Raw genomic sequence first — 18,371 nt, 5'->3', positions numbered from 1 at the left:
GTGACCCAGGACACGTTCGACTACGTCATCGTCGGCGCGGGCAGCGCCGGCGCCGTGCTCGCGGCCCGGCTCAGCGAGGACCCGCAGGTCAGCGTGCTGCTGCTCGAGGCCGGTGGGGAGGCCGACGCCGACGAGGTGATGATCCCGGCGGCCTTCCCGACCATGTTCAAGACCCGCTGGGACTGGAACTACTCCACGACCGAGCAGAAGCAGCTCAACAACCGCCGGGCCTACTGGCCGCGGATGAAGGCGCTCGGTGGCTGCTCGTCGATGAACGCGATGATCTACATCCGCGGCAACCGCGCCGACTACGACTCGTGGCGCGACCACTACGGCGCCGCCGGCTGGGGCTACGACGACTGCCTGCCCTTCTTCACCAAGGCCGAGGACAACGCCCGCCTCGGCGGCCCGTTCCACGGCCAGGGCGGTCCGCTGCACGTCGAGGACCGCCGCTACACCCACGAGCTGAGCCACCTGTGGGTCGACAGCGCCGCCAGCGCGGGCCTCAAGCCCACCGACGACTTCAACGGCTCCTCGCAGGAGGGCGCCGGGCTCTACCAGGTGACCTGCAAGGGCGGCCGCCGCTGGTCCACCAACGAGGGCTACCTCCGCCCGGCCCGCGACCGGGCCAACCTGACCGTCACCACCGACGCGCTCGCGACCCGCATCGAGCTCGAGGGCGACCGGGCCACGGGGGTCCGGTTCCGCCAGGCCGGCGGGGAGCACACCGTGCGGGCCACGCGTGAGGTGCTGCTCTGCGGCGGCGCGATCAACAGCCCCCAGCTCCTGATGCTCTCCGGCATCGGTCCGGGCAGCCACCTCGCCGAGGTCGGGATCGACACCAAGGTCGACCTCGGGGGCGTCGGGTCCAACCTCCAGGACCATCCGGTCGTGCCGCTGCTCTGGTACACCCGCGGCATCACCGACCTGGCCCAGCTCAACAACGTCCGCAACTTCGTGCGCTGGAAGGCCCGGGGCACCGGCCCGCTCGCGTCCAACGTCGGTGAGGGGGGCGGGTTCTTCACCAGCCGCGACGGGCTGCCCGCACCGGACATCCAGGTGCACATCGCACCGTCCGGCTTCTACGACAACGGCTTCCACGAGCCGACCAGCCGGATGTTCACCGCCGCCGCGACCCTGGTCTCGGTGGCCAGCCGCGGCTCGATCCGGCTGCGCTCCACCGACCCGGCCTGGCACCCCGCGATCGACGCCGCCTACCTCGAGGACCAGACCGACCTCGACGCGCTGCTGGCCGGCACCCGTCGTACGTGGGAGATCACCACGCAGGGCGCGATGGCCGCCCACCTCGAGCGCGCCTGGAACCTCCCCGACGTCCCGACCGACGAGGACCTCCTCGACCACATCCGCACCTGGACGCAGACGCTCTACCACCCGGTCTCCACCTGCGCGATGGGCTCGGGCGAGGACGCGGTCGTGGACCACCGGCTCAAGGTCCGCGGCGTGGAGGGCCTGCGCGTCGTCGACGCCTCGGTCATGCCCGCCGTGCCCCGCGGCAACACCAACGCACCCACCATCATGGTCGCCGAGAAGGCGGCCGACGAGATCCGGAGCAACCGATGACGACAGTCCAGGCGCGTCCCGAGGGCGCCACCACGTTCGAGTCGCTGGACCCCACCACCGGCGACGTCGTCGCCACCCACCCGGTCCACACCGAGGCCGAGGTGCGGGCGGCCGTCGCCCGGGCGCGCGAGGCCGCCGCCTGGTGGTCCGCGCTCTCCTTCGACGACCGCGAGAAGCACCTGACCGCGTGGAAGGGCGTGGTGACCCGCCGGATCGCGCAGCTCGCCGACCTCATGCACCGTGAGACGGGCAAGCCCCACGGCGACGCGACGCTCGAGGCGGCCCTGGGCATCGACCACCTGGGCTGGGCGGCCACGCATGCCGGGAAGGTCCTCAAGCGCCGCAAGGTCTCCGCGGGTCTCGTGATGGCCAACCAGGCCGCCACCGTGGAGTACAAGCCGCTCGGCGTGATCGGCGTGATCGGGCCGTGGAACTATCCGCTCTTCACCCCGATGGGCTCCATCGCCTACGCCCTGGCCGCCGGCAACGCCGTGGTCTTCAAGCCCAGCGAGTACACCCCCGGCGTCGGCGAGTGGCTCGCCCAGACGTTCCTCGAGTCCGTCGGCCACCCCGTGCTCCAGGTCGTCACCGGCTTCGGGGACACCGGCGCGGCGCTGTGCCGCGCGGGCGTCGACAAGGTCGCCTTCACGGGCTCGACGGCCACCGGCAAGCGGGTGATGGCCGCCTGCGCCGAGACCCTGACCCCCGTCGTGATCGAGGCGGGCGGCAAGGACGCGCTCATCGTGGACGCCGACGCCGACCTCGACGCCGCCGCCGACGCGGCCCTGTGGGGCGCCTGCTCCAACGCCGGCCAGACCTGCACCGGCGTGGAGCGGGTCTACGTCCACGAGCAGGTGTACGACGACTTCCTGGCCCGGCTCCTCGACCAGGCGAAGGGCCTGCGCGCGGACGCCCAGCCCGGGTCGCAGCTCGGCCCGATCACGATGCCCAAGCAGCTCGACGTCATCCGCAGCCACATCCAGGACGCCCTCGACCGGGGCGGCCGCGCCGTGCTCGGTGGCGTCGACGCGGTCGGGGAGCGGTTCGTCCAGCCCACGATCCTCGTCGACGTGCCCGAGGACTCCCTGGCCGTGCAGGAGGAGACGTTCGGCCCGACCCTCACGGTCGCGAAGGTCCGCGACATGGAGGAGGCGATCGAGCGCACCAACGCCACCCGCTACGGCCTCGGCTCGACGGTCTTCTCCAAGGCCCGCGGCATGGAGCTTGCCTCCCGGATCCGCTCCGGGATGACCGCGATCAACGGCGTGATCACGTTCGCGGCGATCCCGAGCCTGCCCTTCGGCGGCGTCGGCGACTCCGGCTTCGGGCGCATCCACGGGGAGGACGGCCTGAAGGAGTTCACCTACCCCAAGGCGATCGCGCGGCAGCGGTTCAAGCCGGTGCTGGCCCTGACGACCTTCACCCGCACCGACAAGGCCGAGCAGCAGCTGGCCCAGCTCGTCACCATGCTCCACGGCCGGGGGACCACGATCCCCAAGGCGCCGCGTGCCACGACCGGCGGCGTCAACCGGCGGCGACGTACGCGGTGAGGTGGGCTGGCGCCCGGGGCCTCAGCGCAGGGAGTACGTCGCCAGCGAGACGCCGACGTAGTGCGTCACGAAGGCGACGATCGTGAAGCTGTGGAAGACCTCGTGGAAGCCGAACCAGCGCGGCCACGGGTTGGGCCGCTTGAAGCCGTAGACCACGCCGCCCAGCGTGTAGAGCGCGCCGCCGGCGGCGATCAGGACGAGCACGGCGGTGGCCATGCCGGTGCCGAGCCGCTCGGTCGCGCCGTGGGCGAAGCCGGGCAGGAAGAACACCGCGGCCCAGCCCATCGAGATGTAGATCGGCACGTAGAGCCAGCGCGGCGCATCGGTCCAGAAGACCCGGAACAGCACGCCCAGGACCGCGCAGGTCCACACGGTCGACAGCAGCAGCACCCGCTGGCCGCCCTCGAGCAGCATCAGGCTGAAGGGCGTGTAGGAGCCCGCGATCAGCAGGAAGATGTTGGCGTGGTCGAAGCGCCGCAGGAACGCCCAGACGCGCGGTGACCACGTGCCGCGGTGGTAGACCGCCGAGACGGTGAAGAGCACCAGCGCGCTGGCGCTGAAGATCGTCGAGCCCCACCGGGTCTGCGAGTCGGGGGACAGGGCGATCAGCACGATGCCGGCCGCCAGGGTCAGCGGCGCGGTCGCGGCGTGGATCCAGCCGCGGAGCTTCGGCTTCACCTCGGCGACGTGCCTCTCGACGCTGTCGGCGAGGTCGTCGAGGCGGTGTCGAACGAGGTCACTCATGACTCGACCGTACCGGGGCCGCGAGAACGATCGGAATCGAAAGCGGCCCACGTCACCCCTCACGTGGACGATGCGCGACCCGCGGCCGCCGGTAGCATCGGGAGCGTGGCGGACTGGAAGCGCGGGCTCAGGCGGGTGCTCTACCCGGCGTACGAGGCACGGATGCTGCGACGGATGCCGACCGACCAGCTGCCCAAGCACGTCGGGGTGATGCTCGACGGCAACCGCCGCTGGGCCCGGGCCGTCGGCGCCGACACCGCGCACGGCCACCGCGCCGGCGCCGCCAACATCGAGCCGCTCCTCGGTTGGTGCGAGGAGGTCGGGATCGAGCACGTCACGCTGTGGCTGCTCTCGACCGACAACCTCAACCGGCCGCCCGCCGAGCTGCACCCTCTCCTCCAGATCATCGAGGAGGCCGTCGACTCCTTGGCCGACGAGAAGCGCTGGCGGCTGCACCCCGTGGGCGCCCTCGACCTGCTGCCGGCCCGCACCGCCGAGCGGCTCAAGGCCGCCGAGGAGGCGACCCGCGACGTCGACGGCATCCTGGTCAACATCGCCGTCGGGTACGGCGGGCGCCGCGAGATCGCCGACGCCGTGCGCTCGCTGCTGCAGGAGCAGGCCGACAAGGGCATGACGCTGGAGGAGCTGGCCGAGGTCATCGACGTCGACCACATCGCCCAGCACCTCTACACCAAGGGCCAGCCCGACCCCGACCTCGTGATCCGGACCTCCGGCGAGCAGCGGCTCGGGGGCTTCCTGCTGTGGCAGTCCACGCACAGCGAGTTCTACTTCTGCGAGGCCTACTGGCCCGACTTCCGGCGCGTCGACTTCCTCCGCGCCATCCGGGCCTACGCCCAGCGCGAGCGCCGGTATGGTTCCTGAGCTTGTCGCAGGGCGGCGCGTGAGCGGCCCGCCACACGACGTTCACCCCGCGTTCTGGCGTGTCGTGCACGCAACGGCCGATGGCGGCGTACTTTTTCGGTAACGGCCAGTGGGGAAGCTGACCGTATCGGGAGGCCCGCTCGTGAGCATTCACGACTGCACAGCTCGGCAGGAAGATCCCTGCCGAGCGTTCGGAGGCCGGCGCTCCGGCTTTCGGGTCCCGTCCCGGTCCACCTGCGTGAACTAGGGCCGGGCGAGAGTGCGCGCGCGGCCTGCTGAGGGGTGACCATCGTGCCGACTCCGGCCAAGAAGAACCAGAAGCGTTCCGCTCCCACCTCCGTCCGCACCTACGTCCTCGACACGAGCGTGCTGCTGGCCGATCCCGGCGCCCTGCGTCGGTTCGCCGAGCACGAGGTGGTCCTCCCGGTGGTGGTCATCACCGAGCTCGAGGGCAAGCGGCACCACCCGGAGCTGGGGTTCTTCGCCCGCACCGCCCTGCGCAGCCTCGACGAGCTGCGGATCCTCCACGGACGTCTCGACGAGCCCGTGCCGGTGGGGGAGGAGGGTGGCACGCTCCGCGTCGAGCTCAACCACACCGACCCCGAGTCGCTGCCGTCCGGCTTCCGGCTGGGCGACAACGACACGCGGATCCTCGCCGTGGCCCGCAACCTCGCCAACGAGGGCTTCGACGTCACCCTGGTCTCCAAGGACCTCCCCCTGCGGATCAAGGCCTCGGCCGTCGGCCTCGACGCCGAGGAGTACCGCGCCGAGGCGGTCAGCGACTCCGACACCGGCTACTCCGGCATGGCGGAGGTGGAGGTCGGCGCCGCCGAGCTCGACGAGCTGTACGACGACGGCGTGATCGACCTGGAGGAGGCACGCTCGATGCCCTGCCACCAGGGGCTCGTGCTGCTCTCGGACCGCGGCACCGCCCTGGCCCGGGTGGGTGCCGACAAGCAGGTCCACCTGGTCCGCGGCGACCGGGAGGCCTTCGGCATCCACGGCCGCTCGGCCGAGCAGCGGATCGCGCTGGAGATGCTGCTCGACCCGGAGGTCGGCATCGTCTCGCTCGGCGGCCGGGCCGGCACCGGCAAGTCGGCGATGGCCCTGTGTGCGGGCCTCGAGGCCGTGATGGAGCGCCGCCAGCACAAGAAGGTCGTCGTCTTCCGCCCGCTCTTCGCCGTCGGCGGCCAGGAGCTCGGCTACCTGCCCGGCTCGGAGTCGGAGAAGATGTCGCCCTGGGGCCAGGCGGTCTTCGACACCCTCGGCGCGATGACGTCCAAGGAGGTCATCGACGAGATCCTGGACCGCGGGATGCTCGAGGTGCTGCCGCTGACCCACATCCGGGGCCGGTCGCTGCACGACGCCTTCGTGATCGTCGACGAGGCGCAGTCCCTGGAGCGCAACGTGCTGCTCACGGTGCTCTCGCGGATCGGCGCCAACTCCAAGGTGGTGCTCACCCATGACGTCGCCCAGCGCGACAACCTGCGGGTGGGCCGCCACGACGGCGTGGTCGCGGTGATCGAGAAGCTCAAGGGCCACCCGCTCTTCGCCCACGTCACCCTGACCCGCTCCGAGCGCTCCCCGATCGCGGCCCTGGTCACCGAGATGCTGGAGAGCGTCAACATGTAGCCCACCCGGCTCAGCCAGCGTCGAACCCAGCGTTCACCCCGCGCCGGCCCCGCGACACTCCCGGGAGTCCACTCGACATCCCGGGAGTACGTCAGCGGGGCCGGTGTGCGTCCTGTGACAGGTGTGACCAATGGTGCTGATGTGACGTAATGCCCGCCACTTTCTGTGCGGTTCGGTTTGCATGGCCCCCTGGGCTCATGCAAGGTGGCCCGTGATCGTTTCGTGACCTCATGGGTGTCCAGCCCGGTTGCAGTGATCAAGCCCGAGTTGTCTACCCCCCGTGAGTTCCTCTGTGTCGAAGCACGTCAAGTACGTCCCTAAGCACCGCAACACGCCCTCGAGCAACGTCGCGAAGAACGCCCAGAAGATGGTCGTCCGCAACACCGTGATGCTCTCCTCGGTGGCCGTTGCGGCGACGGGCGTCACCGTCTCGGGCGGGATGCTCAGCGCCCCGGCGAGCGTGTCGACCGCCGCGGCGTCGTTCGGCTCGAGCGTCACCTCCCCGCTCGGCGACAAGCACGTCGCCGACCGCTCGGCGGTCACCTCCCGGTCCGAGGACCGTCGCGACGCCGCCGACCCGGCCAAGGAGGCCGCGCTCGCGCAGGCCGACGGGTCCGACAGCAAGGCGATCACCCGCACCGAGGACGTCTCCGGCGACCCGCGCGAGATCGCCAAGGCGCTGCTCTCGGAGTTCGGCTTCGGCCAGGACCAGTTCCCCTGCCTCGACTCGCTCTACACCGGCGAGAGCGGCTGGCGCGTGGACGCCGACAACCCGACCTCCTCGGCCTACGGCATCCCGCAGGCACTGCCGGGCTCCAAGATGGCCTCGGCCGGTGCCGACTGGGCGACCAACCCCGAGACGCAGATCCGCTGGGGCCTGGGCTACATCCAGGACCGCTACGGCTCGCCCTGTGGCGCGCTGAGCTTCAAGTCCGGCCACGGCTGGTACTGACCACTGGTCCTGACCAGTGAGGGCGCTCCGTCCTCCCCGTAGCCCGAACGGGCCACTCCGCGTAGTCCCTCCGGGTGCTGGTCGCCGAGACGACCACCCCGACCTCATGTGCCGAACGGGCCGCTCGGTCCCCGAAGGCCTTCCTTCCCCCTCGCCTCCGGATCATCGTCGTGGGTGACGCGGGTCGGTCTCGACCCCCGTCTGGTCCAAGGGGGGAACCATGTCCGACCTTCGCATGCGCGCCTGGACGCGCCCGGTCGCCGTGCTGGCGGCCGCTGTGCTGCTGGTGGTGGGCTCGGGGCTGCTCGACCAGCCCGTTGCCGCCAAGCCGCCGGGCCGGCCCGGCAAGGTCTCGGGACTCACGATGTCGGTGACCAAGCCGACCTCGGCCTACCGGCTCACCACGGCCTGGAACGCGGCGAAGAACGCCACGTCCTACCGGGTCTCGGTGACCAACACGTCGGGCGTCGTGCTCGACCGCGACACCGTCTCCTCGCCCGCCTGGGTGGCGACGGTGACGGCGCCGTCCAACGCGACGGTCCGGCTGACCGTCACGGCGTACAACCTCAAGCGCAAGGGCTCCTCGGCGTCGATGACCACGGTGCTGCCCGACCTGACGGCGCCCACCGGGTCCTTCGACGTCAGCAGGTCCGGGGCGGTCGCCACCGTCACCCAGACCGCGCTCGCCGACGACGTGTCGCCGGCCGCGAAGATCTCCCGGGTCGTCAACTGGGCCGACGGCTCCGGGCCGCAGGCCTGGGCGTCGGGCCTGACGACGAACCACACCTACTCCGGCACGGGCCTGTGGCGCCCGACCGTCACCCTGACCGACGAGCACGGCAACGTCGCGGTCGTGCAGCTCGCCGCCGTCGTGGTCGGGGACACCACGGCGCCGACGGGGGCCTTCGCGGCCGGTCCGTCCGCGGCCTGGGCGTCCTGGTCGAAGGTGAGCCTGACCCAGACGGCGCTGCACGACGACTTCAGCGACGCGGCGAACGTCGCCCGCACGGTCTCGTGGGGTGACGGCACCGCCGACACCGTCTGGACCGGCGACGCCGCGCTCCAGCACGTGTACGCCGCCGCGGGCACCTACACGCCGAGCGTCACCCTGGTCGACGAGGCCGGCAACAGCGCCGTCGTCGCCGCGGCATCGGCCGTCACGGTCACCCGGGACACGACCGCACCGAAGGTCACCCTGGGCCTGCCGAAGTACAGCCGGAGCTCCGCGACGAGCTGGCGCACCCTGCGGGGCCGCGCCACCGACGCCGGCACCGGCGTGAAGTGGGTGCGGGTCCGGGCCGTGGAGAAGCGCGGCCTCCGCTGGTACGCCTACCGGCCCGTCACGGGCACCTGGACCCGCTGCGCCACCCGGGCCGCGGCCTGGCGCACGGCCGGCGGCATGCGGCTCACCACGACCGCCGGCGCCTGGCACGTGACGCTGAAGCACCTGACACGGGGCGTCCTGCTGCACCGCGTCACCGGGCGGGACAACGTCGACAACGTGTCCCGGCCCCTGACCCACCGGGCGCGGCTCACGCGCCGCTGAGGGGAGCAGCCGCCGGGCACGGCACGATCAACTGACCGCAAACAGCGTGACGTGCCCGGCGTACTCCTTGCTCCCCTCGAAGTGCGGCAGCCGCCAGGCGAACCCGTCCTGCATCGAGGCGAGGTAGGCCTCCGCGGCCGCGTGGTCGGGGAAGACGGCGCGGGTCGCGAACTCCTCGCGCGTGACCCGGTCGAAGTGACGGCGGAGCGACTGCTCGCCGTTCTCGCTGCTGAACTGCGTGACCATCGCCTCGCCGCCGGCCTCGCGGCGCAGGCCGGCGGTGTGCTCGTCGCCGTTGGTGACCGCGACGAAGAGGCCGCCCGGCCGCAGCACGCGGCGGACCTCCGCGAGGCCCCGGTCGAGGTCGGGCACGTGGTAGAGCATCCACATGGCCGCGACCACGTCGAAGCTGTCGTCGGGGAAGGGCAGGTCCTGCAGGTCGGCCACCCGGGCCTCGACGCCGCGGGCCGACGTGAGCTCCACGAAACGCTCGGACTGGTCGGTGGCGACGATCTCGGCGTCCGGGTTCTCCGCGGCCAGCCGCTCGGCGAAGGCGCCGGTGCCGCACCCGACCTCGAGGACACGGCGGGGCCGGGCCTCGGCGATCGTGCGGGCCGCCTCGGTGGCCGGGTCACGGCCGTCCACGGTGGGCTGCCACACGGAGCGCCGCGTCGTCAGGTTGCCCTCGCGGGCGTACTGCGCGCGGACGGACTCCTGGGTGTTCATGTGGGTCACGGGTGGGTCATGTCCTTCACGTCGAGTGCCTGGTCGAGCTCGTCCTCGGTGAGCTCGCCGCGCTCGACGAAGCCCATCGCGAGGACGGTCTCGCGGATGGTGGTGCCGTCGGCCATCGCCCGCTTGGCGACCCGGGCGGCGTTCTCGTAGCCGATGTGCCTGTTCAACGGGGTGACGACCGACGGCGAGGACTCGGCATACTGCCGCATCCGCTCGACGTCGGCGGTGATGCCGTCGACGCAGCGTGTCGCCAGCAGCGTCGTGGAGGTCGTGAGCAGCCGGATCGACTCGAGCACGTTGCGCGCCATCACCGGCATCATCACGTTGAGCTCGAAGTTGCCGCTCGCGCCCGCCACGGTGACCGTCGTGTCGTTGCCGATCACCTGGGCGCAGACCATCAGCGTCGCCTCGGGCAGGACGGGGTTGACCTTGCCGGGCATGATGCTCGACCCGGGCTGGAGGTCGGGCAGGTGGATCTCGGCCAGGCCGGTGGTCGGGCCGCTCGACATCCAGCGCAGGTCGTTGCAGATCTTGGTCAGGCCGACCGCGATGGTGCGCAGCACCCCGCTGAGCTCGACCAGCGAGTCGCGGGTGCCCTGGGCCTCGAAGTGGTCGCGGGCCTCGGTGAAGGGCTGCCCGGTCGTCTCGGCGAGTACGGCGATGACGCGCTGCGCGAAGCCGGGTGGCGTGTTGATGCCGGTGCCGACCGCGGTGCCGCCCAGCGGCAGCTCGCGGACGCGGGGGAGGACCGACTCGAGCCGCTCCCCGGCGTACCGCATCGTGGCGGCGTAGCCGCCGAGCTCCTGGCCCAGCATCACCGGGGTGGCGTCCATCAGGTGTGTGCGGCCGGACTTCACGACGTCGGCGAACTCCGTCGCCTTGGCCGCGAGGCTGCGCTCCAGCGTCGCCAGCGCCGGGAGGAGCTCCTCCACCACCGCGAGCGTCGCCGCCACGTGGACCGACGTCGGGAAGGTGTCGTTGCTCGACTGGCTCGCGTTGACGTGGTCGTTGGGGTGGACGTCGTGGCCCTCCCGCTTCGCGAGGCTCGCGATCACCTCGTTGGCGTTCATGTTGGAGCTGGTGCCGGAGCCGGTCTGGAACACGTCGATGGGGAACTGGTCGTCCTCGCGCCCCTGGGCCACCAGCTCGGCCGCCGCGGCGATCGGGTCCGCGACCTCCGCCGGCAGCACCCCGAGCTCCTTGTTGGCCAGCGCGGCAGCGTGCTTCACCCGCGCGAGCGCGTGGATGAGGGCCGGCTCGATGGGAGTCCCGCTGATCGGGAAGTTCTCCACCGCCCGCTGGGTCTGGGCCCGCCACAGGGCGTCGGCCGGGACCCGGACCTCGCCCATGCTGTCGTGCTCGGTGCGGTAGTCGCTCATGGGCACGACGCTACTAGCGTGGCCCCGTGACTCAGTGGTTCACGGACCTCAGCCCGATCGGTGCCGTCCTGCTCGTCCTCGGCGTGCTGCTGGGCGGCTCGGTGCTCGCCGCACTGGTGGGCGCCCTCCTGCTCCGGATGGGCATGCAGCGGCCGTCGTTCGTCGAGTGGGCCGGCAGCCACTCGCTGCGGCTGCTCACGGTCCTCAAGCGGCCGCTCACGATCGTGGTGCTCGACGAGGTGGCGGCGGTCATCCAGACCGGGCACTACACGAAGAACATCTCCGACGCGATCCGCGAGAACCACGACGAGCTCAAGGACCTCGTCGCCGAGAAGCTCCGCGACGACCCCAACGCCCGGCTCGTCAGCAAGCTCCCGGGCTACGAGGCGCTGGTCTCGGAGGTCACCGACACCGTGATGCGCGTGCTCATCGAGATGCTCGCGGACCCGCGCATGGACGAGCTCGTCTCCGACGCGCTGCGCAACAACCTCGAGCAGATCCGGCGGGCCGTGCGCGAGCGCGCGCACGAGGAGGTCGGCCCTCCGGCGCCGCCCGACCCGATCCCGGCGAGCGCCCCGGGCTCCGACTGAGGCGCGTCAGCCCTTCGCGGTGTGCAGCCAGTACTGCTCGTCGCGCTCCTGCAGCAGGACGTCGTACGACGTGGTGTCGGCGTTGCCGAAGACCTCACGCAGCGCGGCCTCGAGCTCGTCCGACCGGTCCGCCGACCAGATGACCAGCACGCCACCCGGCCGCAGCACGCGGCGCACGTGCTCCAGGAACGGGGCGCGGTAGACCGCCGCGTTGCTGTCGTGGACCAGGTAGCCCGGACCGTTGTCGACGTCGAGCAGCACCAGGTCGTAGCTGTCGTCGGGAGCCTCCGCGATCGCCGCCGCCACGTCCGCGACCACCAGCACGACCCGCTGGTCGGCCAGCAGCGTGGGGCCGTGGGGGACCGTGCCGTCACGCATCCAGTCGACGAGCGACTGCTCGATCTCCACGACCGCGCACTTCTCCACGCGGGAGTCGGCCAGCACCTCGTGCATCGTGTAGCCGAGCCCCAGCCCGCCCACCACGACGGCCCGCGGGTCCTCGACCAGCGCCAGCGCCGCCGTCGCCAGCGCCCGCTCGCTGCTCGTCTCGACGGTGTCCATCACGAAGATGCCGTTGGCGCGCAGCTCCAGCGAGGTCGGGGCGCCCTCCTCGCGGCGCTCGCGGAGCACCAGCTCGCCACGCTCGGACTCGGCACGGGCGATCTCGACGTACTCCATGCCCCCATCCTCGCCGAGAGGGCACTCCCGGGCAGTCAGGGGCCCTCTCGCGCCTACTCGGCCGAGCGGACCCTTATCCCCGAGATGGGGATGTTGACGGCGCCGGAGGGGTCGGTGAAGAAGTCGTTGCCCTTGTCGTCGACGACGATGAAGGCGGGGAAGTCCTCGACCTCGATCTTCCAGACGGCCTCCATGCCGAGCTCCTCGTACTCGAGGACCGACACGGACTTGATGCAGTCCTGGGCCAGGCGGGCCGCCGGGCCGCCGATCGACCCGAGGTAGAAGCCGCCGTGCGTGTGGCACGCCTCGGTGACCTGCTTGGAGCGGTTGCCCTTGGCCAGCATCACCATCGAGCCGCCCGCGGCCTGGAACTGCTCGACGTAGGAGTCCATCCGGCCGGCGGTGGTCGGGCCGAACGAGCCGGACGCGTGGCCCTCGGGTGTCTTGGCCGGGCCGGCGTAGTAGACCGGGTGGTCCTTGAGGTACTGCGGCATGTCCTCGCCGGCGTCGAGGCGCTCCTTGATCTTGGCGTGGGCGATGTCGCGGGCCACGACGAGCGGGCCGGTCAGCGAGAGCCGGGTCTTCACGGGGTGCTGCGAGAGCGTCGCCAGGATCTCCGACATCGGCTGGGTGAGGTCGATCTTCACGACCTCCCCGGCCGCGATCTCGTCGGAGACGCCGGCGTCGGGCATGTAGTGCGCCGGGTCGGTCTCGAGCTGCTCGAGGAAGACGCCCTCGGCGGTGATCTTGCCCAGCGCCTGGCGGTCGGCCGAGCACGACACCGCGATCGCGACCGGGCACGAGGCGCCGTGGCGGGGCAGCCGGACGACGCGGACGTCGTGGCAGAAGTACTTCCCGCCGAACTGAGCGCCGATCCCGAAGGACTGCGTGAGCTCGAAGACCTTCTCCTCCAGCTCGAGGTCGCGGAAGCCGTGGGCCGACATCGACCCCTCGGTCGGCAGGTTGTCGAGGTAGTGCGCCGAGGCGTACTTCGCGGTCTTGAGCGCGAACTCCGCCGACGTGCCGCCGATGACGACCGCGAGGTGGTACGGCGGGCAGGCCGCCGTGCCGAGCGAGCGGATCTTCTCGTCGAGGAACGTCAGCATCCGCTCGGGGTTCAGGACGGCCTTGGTCTCCTGGTAGAGGAACGACTTGTTGGCCGAGCCGCCGCCCTTCGCCATGAACAGGAACTTGTACTCGGGCTTCCCGTCCTTGGACGGGGTCGAGTAGAGCTCGATCTGCGCCGGCAGGTTGGTGCCGGTGTTCTTCTCCTCGTACGTCGTGAGCGGGGCGAGCTGGGAGTAGCGCAGGTTGAGCTTCGTGTAGGCGTCGTAGACGCCGCGGCTGATCGCCTCGCCGTCGTCGGCGCCGGTGAGCACGCCCTCGGACTTCTTGCCCATCACGATCGCGGTGCCCGTGTCCTGGCACATCGGCAGCACGCCGCCGGCGGAGATGTTGACGTTCTTCAGCAGGTCGAGCGCGACGAACCGGTCGTTGCCCGAGGCCTCGGGGTCGTCGATGATCTTGCGCAGCTGGGCGAGGTGGGCCGGCCGCAGGTAGTGGCTGATGTCGTGCATCGCCTCGGCGGTCAGCCGCTGGATCGCCTCGGGCGAGACCTGGAGGAAGGTCTGCCCGTTGGCCTCGAACGTGGAGACCCCTTCGGTGGTCACGAGCCGGTAGGGCGTGTCGTCCTTGCCGGTCGGGAGGAGGTCGGAGTAGCGGAACTCGGGCTCAGTGCTCACGGAACGTCAGGTTAGTCCAGCCTGCGGACGGCTCCGCCTGCGGTCTTGCCGGGCGGTCCCCGCGGGCTGCTAGGTTCGGCGCCGTCCACCACGGGAGCTCGCGGCAGCGAGCTGAGAGGGAGCTGTTCCGCTCCGACCGTCGAACCTGATCCGGGTCATGCCGGCGAAGGAAGCGAGGAGCGTTCCGTGCTGTTGCCACGCCTTTTCTGTCTCGTCGACGCCACCGACGACCTGTCCCTGCTGCCGGCCCTCGCATCGGCCGGCGTCGGGGGATTCCAGGTCCGTGCCAAGGCGGTCGACGACCGTGCCCTGCTGGCCCTGACCCGTGCGGTCCGCTCCGCGGTCGAGGAGTACGGCGCCCTCGTCGTCGTGGACGACCGGGTCGACGTGGCTCTGGCCGCGGGGGCCGCGGGGGTGCACCTCGGTGCGACGGACCTGCCGGTGGCCGACGCGCGCCGGATCGCACCGGGACTGGTCGTCGGCGCCACCTGCAGGTCCCGCGCGGAGGTCGTGGCCGCCCGCGAGCAGGGGGCGGACTATGCCGGCTTCGGTCCCGTCTTCGCGACCACCTCGAAGGTGGGCCTGCCGGACCCCCTGGGCGTGGCCGCGGTCGCCGCGGCCGCGGGCGTGCTGCCGCTGGTCGCGATCGGGGGCATCGACGCGGCCGGGGCCGCGCTGGTGCGTGCGGCCGGGGCGCACGGGGTCGCCGTGATCGGTTCGATCTGGCGGCCGCCCGACCCGGTCGCAGCCGCGAAGGAGCTCCTGACAGCGGTCGCCTGATGCGCGTCCGGGTCCTCGGGGCCGGGATCGTCGGCCTGGCCTGCGCCGAGGAGCTGCTCGTCCGGGGCCACGAGGTCGAGGTGGTCGACCCCGCGCCGGGGCGGGGTGCCAGCCATGCCGCGGCGGGGATGCTCAGCCCCTCGAGCGAGGTGTGGCACGGCGAGGAGGAGATCCTCCGCCTCGGGATGGCAAGCCTCGCGCTGTGGCCGGGCTGGGCCGGACGCCTCGGCGTACCGCTCACGACGACGGGCACGTTGCTGGTGGGACGCGACGCCGGTGACCTCCAGGACGTCGAGCGGCAGGTGGCGTTGCTGGCGTCGCACGGTGTGCGCGGCGAGCCGCTGTCCGCGGCCGACGTACGCCGCCTCGAGCCGACCCTGTCCGCCCGCGTCGCCGGCGGAGCGCTGCTGCCCGGTGACCACAGCGTCGACCCGCGGGCCGTGGTCGCGGCGCTGCTGGCCCGGGTGCCCGTCCGTCCGGAGGTCGACGCCACGACCCCCGACGTCACGGTGGTGGCCACCGGCGCCCGGCTGCCCGCACCCTGGACTCACCTCGTGCACGGCGTCCGCGGCGAGATCGTGCGGGCCCGCACCGACGACCCGCCCCAGCGGACGGTGCGCGGCTGGGTGCACGGTGTCCCGGTCTACGTCGTGCCACGCCCCGACGGCGAGGTCGTGATCGGGGCGACGTCGGAGGAGCACGACGCGCCCCCGGTCGCGACCCTGGGCGGGGTCGCCCGGCTGCTCGAGGCGGCCCGCGAGCTGGTGCCGGGCCTGGACCGGGCCGAGCTGATCGAGGTCCTGGCCCGGGACCGGCCGGCCACCGCCGACCACCTGCCCCTCGTCGGCCCCACCCACGACCCCGCCGTCGTGCTCGCGGCCGGCCACTTCCGGCACGGCGTGCTGCTCGCGCCCCTGACCGCCCGACTCGTCGCCGACCACCTCGACTGCGGCGCCGTCCACCCCACGCTCGACCCGCGCCGCGTCCTGCCCGTCCCCTCCGAAGGAGCACCCGCGTGAACATCATCCGCAACGGCCAGCCGGCCGTCGTCGCCGACGGGAGCACCGTCGCCGACCTCGTCCGGGGGCGGCGCGGTATCGCCGTCGCCCTCAACGGCGAGGTGGTGCCACGCGACCGGCACCCCGCGACCGCTCTCCACGAGGGCGACGTCGTCGAGGTCGTCACGGCGGTGCAGGGCGGATGAACACCCTCACCATCGCCGGCGTCCCGCTCACCTCGCGCCTCTTCCTCGGCACCGGCGGCCTGCCCCGCCCGGCGCTGCTGGAGCCGCTCCTGGCCGCCGCGCGGCCCGGCCTGGTCACCGTCTCGGTCCGCCGTACGTCGGCGACCCGCGACGGCGGCCTGCTCGACACCCTCACTCGGGCGGGGGTGCGGTTGCTGCCCAACACCGCCGGCTGCCTCAGCGCCCGCGAGGCCGTGCTGACCGCCCGCCTGGCCCGTGAGGCGCTCGGCACGGACTGGGTCAAGCTCGAGGTGATCGGCGACGAGCGCAGCCTGCTGCCCGACGCGGTCGAGCTGCTCGACGCGGCGGCCACGCTGGTCCGCGACGGGTTCACGGTGCTGCCCTACACGACCGACGACCCGGTGCTCGCCCGCCGTCTCGAGGACGCGGGCTGTGCCGCGGTGATGCCGCTCGGTGCCCCGATCGGTTCGGGGCTCGGCATCCTCAACCCGCACGCGATCGAGGCGGTGGCCGCAGCCGTCGGCGTCCCCGTCGTGCTGGATGCCGGGGTCGGCACCGCCAGCGACGCCGCCCTGGCCATGGAGCTCGGCTGCGCCGCGGTGCTCGCCGCCAGCGCGATCACCCGCGCCGACGACCCGGTCGCCATGGGCCGCGCCCTCGCCCTGGCCGTCGAGGCCGGGCACGCCGCCCGCGCAGCCGGCCGGATCCCGAAGCGGCCCACTGCCCGGGCCTCCAGCCCCGCCCGGGAGACCGCATGAGGACGCGCCTCCTCCTGCTCACCGATCGCGCCCAGCTCAGCAAGGGCCGGTCCCTGTCGCGCACGGTCGCGGAGTGCGTCGACGCCGGGCTCGAGGCCGTGGTCGTCCGCGAGCACGACCTCGCCCCCCGCGACCGGCGGGCCCTCCTCGACCGGCTCGCCGAGCTCGCCGGCCTCACCGTCATCTCCTCGCGGATCGCCGACCCTGCCGCCCACGGGCTCCATCTCGCGGCGCACCAGGAACGCGTGGACGGCTGGCACGGCCGGTCCTGCCATTCCGCCGACGACGTACGACGTGCCGTCGCTGACGGCGCGTCCTGGGCGACCCTGTCGCCGTACGCCGCCACCGCCAGCAAGCCCGGCCACGGACCACCGCTCCCTCACGACGCCTTCGCGCGGGACGCCGGCATCCCCGTCTTCGCCCTCGGCGGCATCGATCCCGGCAACGCCCGGGCGGCCGTCGAGGCCGGCGCCCACGGGGTCGCGGTCATGGGCGCCGTCATGCGCGCCGCTGAGCCCGCGCACGTCGTGGCACGCCTGCTCGCGGAGCTCCGATGACGCCCGCCGTCGCGCTGACCGTTGCCGGCACCGACTCCGGGGGAGCGGCCGGGATCGCGGCCGACCTTGCGACGTTCGCGGCCCTCGGGGTGCACGGCGCCTGCGTGGTCACCGCCGTCACCGCCCAGGACACCACCGGCATCCGTGACGTGCACCCGGTGCCGCTGGCCAGCGTCGAGTCCCAGCTCGACGCCGTCCTCGACGACCTCCCTGTGGCGGCCGTCAAGACCGGCATGCTCGGCACGCCCGAGGTCGTCGAGCTCCTGGCCCGCCGGCTCGCCGGACGCCCCCTCGTCGTCGATCCCGTGCTGGTCGCCACCAGCGGCGTCGTGCTCGGCGACGAGCACGTCGTGGCCGCCTACCGGGCCCACCTCCTCCCCGCCGCCACCGTCATCACCCCCAACGCCCACGAGGCCGCGATCCTGCTCGGCCGGGCCACCGACCCCGCGACCGCCGCGGCCGCCCTCGCCGACACCGGCCCGGCCGTCGTCCTCACCGGCGGCGGCACCCGCGACACCTGCACCGACTGGCTCGCCCTGCCCGGCCAGCGCCCGGTCGCCCGCACCCACCGATCCGTCCCCACCACCAACGACCACGGCACCGGCTGCACCTTCAGCGCCGCCCTCGCCGCCCACCTCGCGCGCGGCGCCGACCTCGACGCCGCCGTCCACCACGCCGGGCTGTTCACCGTCCGGCAGCTCGACACCAGCAGGCGCTGGACCCTCGGCCGCGGCCGCGGACCCGTCGCCCACACCACCACCCACAACCCAGCAGGAGAGCCGACATGACCGTCCACCCCGCCCACACCCGTGTCCTCGTCGACCACGGCCACATCCAGGTCCCGGTCACCCGGGTCGCGTTGACCAACGGCGAGACCTTCGACCGCTACTGCACCGCCGGCCCCGGCAGCGACCCCGAGGTCGGCCTCCCGCCGCTGCGCGCGGCCTGGATCGAGGCCCGCGGCGACACCACCACCTACACCGGCCGCGAGGCCCAGCTGCACGACAACGGCCGCTCCGCCGTACGCCGCGGCGCAGCCCGCGAGGAGTGGCGCGGCACCC

Annotated in this window: 18 protein-coding genes and 1 riboswitch; of the genes, 13 read left to right on the top strand and 5 right to left on the bottom strand. The window is 72.6% G+C overall.

Going from position 1 to position 18,371, the window contains the following annotated elements:
* Together EJF31_RS16140 and EJF31_RS16135 are read left to right on the top strand one after the other, a co-directional pair.
* Positions 1–1,581: a GMC family oxidoreductase gene (locus tag EJF31_RS16140; protein ID WP_125038145.1), complete on the top strand. Its 1,581-nt coding sequence runs from the start codon at positions 1–3 to the stop codon at positions 1,579–1,581.
* Positions 1,578–3,131, top strand: a complete 1,554-nt coding sequence (locus EJF31_RS16135) for an aldehyde dehydrogenase family protein (protein WP_125038144.1) — start codon at positions 1,578–1,580, stop codon at positions 3,129–3,131. Before EJF31_RS16140 ends, EJF31_RS16135 begins: the two co-directional genes overlap by 4 nt.
* A gap of 21 nt (positions 3,132–3,152) precedes the next feature.
* On the opposite strand, the gene EJF31_RS16130 is transcribed toward EJF31_RS16135, so the two are convergent.
* Entirely contained in the window at positions 3,153–3,875 is a 723-nt protein-coding gene (locus EJF31_RS16130; RefSeq protein ID WP_125038143.1) for a hemolysin III family protein, read from the bottom strand.
* A gap of 105 nt (positions 3,876–3,980) precedes the next feature.
* Here EJF31_RS16130 and EJF31_RS16125 point away from each other — a divergent pair, with 105 nt between their 5' ends.
* The 4 genes from EJF31_RS16125 (at position 3,981) to EJF31_RS16110 (ending at position 8,887) form a co-directional block, all read left to right on the top strand.
* Entirely contained in the window at positions 3,981–4,757 is a 777-nt protein-coding gene (locus EJF31_RS16125) for an isoprenyl transferase (protein ID WP_125038142.1), read from the top strand.
* A 288-nt stretch (positions 4,758–5,045) separates the two neighbouring features.
* Positions 5,046–6,389, top strand: coding sequence for a PhoH family protein (locus EJF31_RS16120; RefSeq protein ID WP_373994732.1), 1,344 nt, complete (start codon positions 5,046–5,048; stop codon positions 6,387–6,389).
* Positions 6,390–6,669: 280 nt separating this feature from the next.
* Positions 6,670–7,341: a lytic transglycosylase domain-containing protein gene (locus tag EJF31_RS16115; RefSeq protein WP_260430908.1), complete on the top strand. Its 672-nt coding sequence runs from the start codon at positions 6,670–6,672 to the stop codon at positions 7,339–7,341.
* Between the two features lie 220 nt (positions 7,342–7,561).
* Positions 7,562–8,887, top strand: a complete 1,326-nt coding sequence (locus EJF31_RS16110) for a hypothetical protein (RefSeq protein WP_125038139.1) — start codon at positions 7,562–7,564, stop codon at positions 8,885–8,887.
* A 27-nt stretch (positions 8,888–8,914) separates the two neighbouring features.
* Here the strand turns inward: EJF31_RS16110 and EJF31_RS16105 are convergent, their stop codons facing one another.
* Together EJF31_RS16105 and EJF31_RS16100 are read right to left on the bottom strand one after the other, a co-directional pair.
* Positions 8,915–9,613 (bottom strand): class I SAM-dependent methyltransferase, encoded by a 699-nt coding sequence (locus tag EJF31_RS16105; protein ID WP_125038456.1) that lies wholly within the window; start codon positions 9,611–9,613, stop codon positions 8,915–8,917.
* A gap of 5 nt (positions 9,614–9,618) precedes the next feature.
* On the bottom strand, positions 9,619–11,001 hold the full coding sequence (locus EJF31_RS16100; protein WP_125038138.1) for an aspartate ammonia-lyase: 1,383 nt from the start codon (positions 10,999–11,001) through the stop codon (positions 9,619–9,621).
* Between the two features lie 26 nt (positions 11,002–11,027).
* Between EJF31_RS16100 and EJF31_RS16095 the strand changes: the two genes are divergently transcribed.
* Entirely contained in the window at positions 11,028–11,591 is a 564-nt protein-coding gene (locus tag EJF31_RS16095) for a hypothetical protein (protein ID WP_125038137.1), read from the top strand.
* Positions 11,592–11,597: 6 nt separating this feature from the next.
* Here the strand turns inward: EJF31_RS16095 and EJF31_RS16090 are convergent, their stop codons facing one another.
* Both EJF31_RS16090 and EJF31_RS16085 read right to left on the bottom strand, forming a co-directional pair.
* Entirely contained in the window at positions 11,598–12,269 is a 672-nt protein-coding gene (locus tag EJF31_RS16090; protein WP_125038136.1) for a methyltransferase domain-containing protein, read from the bottom strand.
* 53 nt (positions 12,270–12,322) lie between these two features.
* Entirely contained in the window at positions 12,323–14,011 is a 1,689-nt protein-coding gene (locus tag EJF31_RS16085; protein WP_125038135.1) for a fumarate hydratase, read from the bottom strand.
* Positions 14,012–14,091: 80 nt separating this feature from the next.
* Positions 14,092–14,201: riboswitch (TPP riboswitch) on the top strand.
* Here EJF31_RS16085 and thiE point away from each other — a divergent pair.
* The 6 genes from thiE (at position 14,198) to thiD (ending at position 18,098) form a co-directional block, all read left to right on the top strand.
* Positions 14,198–14,791, top strand: coding sequence for a thiamine phosphate synthase (gene thiE / locus EJF31_RS16080; RefSeq protein WP_125038134.1), 594 nt, complete (start codon positions 14,198–14,200; stop codon positions 14,789–14,791). Its footprint overlaps the riboswitch before it by 4 nt.
* On the top strand, positions 14,791–15,810 hold the full coding sequence (locus EJF31_RS16075; protein WP_125038133.1) for an FAD-dependent oxidoreductase: 1,020 nt from the start codon (positions 14,791–14,793) through the stop codon (positions 15,808–15,810). The genes thiE and EJF31_RS16075 overlap by 1 nt, the downstream gene beginning before the upstream one ends.
* Entirely contained in the window at positions 15,807–15,995 is a 189-nt protein-coding gene (gene thiS / locus EJF31_RS16070; protein WP_125038132.1) for a sulfur carrier protein ThiS, read from the top strand. The genes EJF31_RS16075 and thiS overlap by 4 nt, the downstream gene beginning before the upstream one ends.
* Complete coding sequence (locus EJF31_RS16065) at positions 15,992–16,753, top strand: thiazole synthase (protein ID WP_125038131.1); 762 nt, start codon at positions 15,992–15,994, stop codon at positions 16,751–16,753. The genes thiS and EJF31_RS16065 overlap by 4 nt, the downstream gene beginning before the upstream one ends.
* Entirely contained in the window at positions 16,750–17,310 is a 561-nt protein-coding gene (locus EJF31_RS16060; RefSeq protein WP_125038130.1) for a thiamine phosphate synthase, read from the top strand. The genes EJF31_RS16065 and EJF31_RS16060 overlap by 4 nt, the downstream gene beginning before the upstream one ends.
* Entirely contained in the window at positions 17,307–18,098 is a 792-nt protein-coding gene (gene thiD, locus EJF31_RS16055) for a bifunctional hydroxymethylpyrimidine kinase/phosphomethylpyrimidine kinase (RefSeq protein ID WP_125038129.1), read from the top strand. The genes EJF31_RS16060 and thiD overlap by 4 nt, the downstream gene beginning before the upstream one ends.
* The last annotated feature ends 273 nt before the right edge of the window (positions 18,099–18,371 follow it).

The sequence above is a fragment of the Nocardioides sp. LS1 genome, from assembly GCF_003865225.1.
GTDB lineage: Bacteria > Actinomycetota > Actinomycetes > Propionibacteriales > Nocardioidaceae > Nocardioides > Nocardioides ginsengisegetis.
The sequence above is the reverse complement of the archived record's forward strand: the minus strand, read 5'-3'. Positions and strand labels throughout refer to the sequence as shown.

Bases quoted from the DNA above. Each gene is read 5' to 3' on its own strand.
- thiD (WP_125038129.1), top strand. From the start codon at position 17,307: ATGACGCCCGCCGTCGCGCTGACCGTTGCCGGCACCGACTCCGGGGGA.
- EJF31_RS16090 (WP_125038136.1), bottom strand. From the start codon at position 12,269: ATGGAGTACGTCGAGATCGCCCGTGCCGAGTCCGAGCGTGGCGAGCTG.
- EJF31_RS16065 (WP_125038131.1), top strand. From the start codon at position 15,992: ATGAACACCCTCACCATCGCCGGCGTCCCGCTCACCTCGCGCCTCTTC.
- EJF31_RS16110 (WP_125038139.1), top strand. From the start codon at position 7,562: ATGTCCGACCTTCGCATGCGCGCCTGGACGCGCCCGGTCGCCGTGCTG.
- EJF31_RS16100 (WP_125038138.1), bottom strand. From the start codon at position 11,001: ATGAGCGACTACCGCACCGAGCACGACAGCATGGGCGAGGTCCGGGTC.
- EJF31_RS16060 (WP_125038130.1), top strand. From the start codon at position 16,750: ATGAGGACGCGCCTCCTCCTGCTCACCGATCGCGCCCAGCTCAGCAAG.
- EJF31_RS16135 (WP_125038144.1), top strand. From the start codon at position 1,578: ATGACGACAGTCCAGGCGCGTCCCGAGGGCGCCACCACGTTCGAGTCG.
- EJF31_RS16130 (WP_125038143.1), bottom strand. From the start codon at position 3,875: ATGAGTGACCTCGTTCGACACCGCCTCGACGACCTCGCCGACAGCGTC.
- EJF31_RS16075 (WP_125038133.1), top strand. From the start codon at position 14,791: ATGCGCGTCCGGGTCCTCGGGGCCGGGATCGTCGGCCTGGCCTGCGCC.
- EJF31_RS16105 (WP_125038456.1), bottom strand. From the start codon at position 9,613: ATGAACACCCAGGAGTCCGTCCGCGCGCAGTACGCCCGCGAGGGCAAC.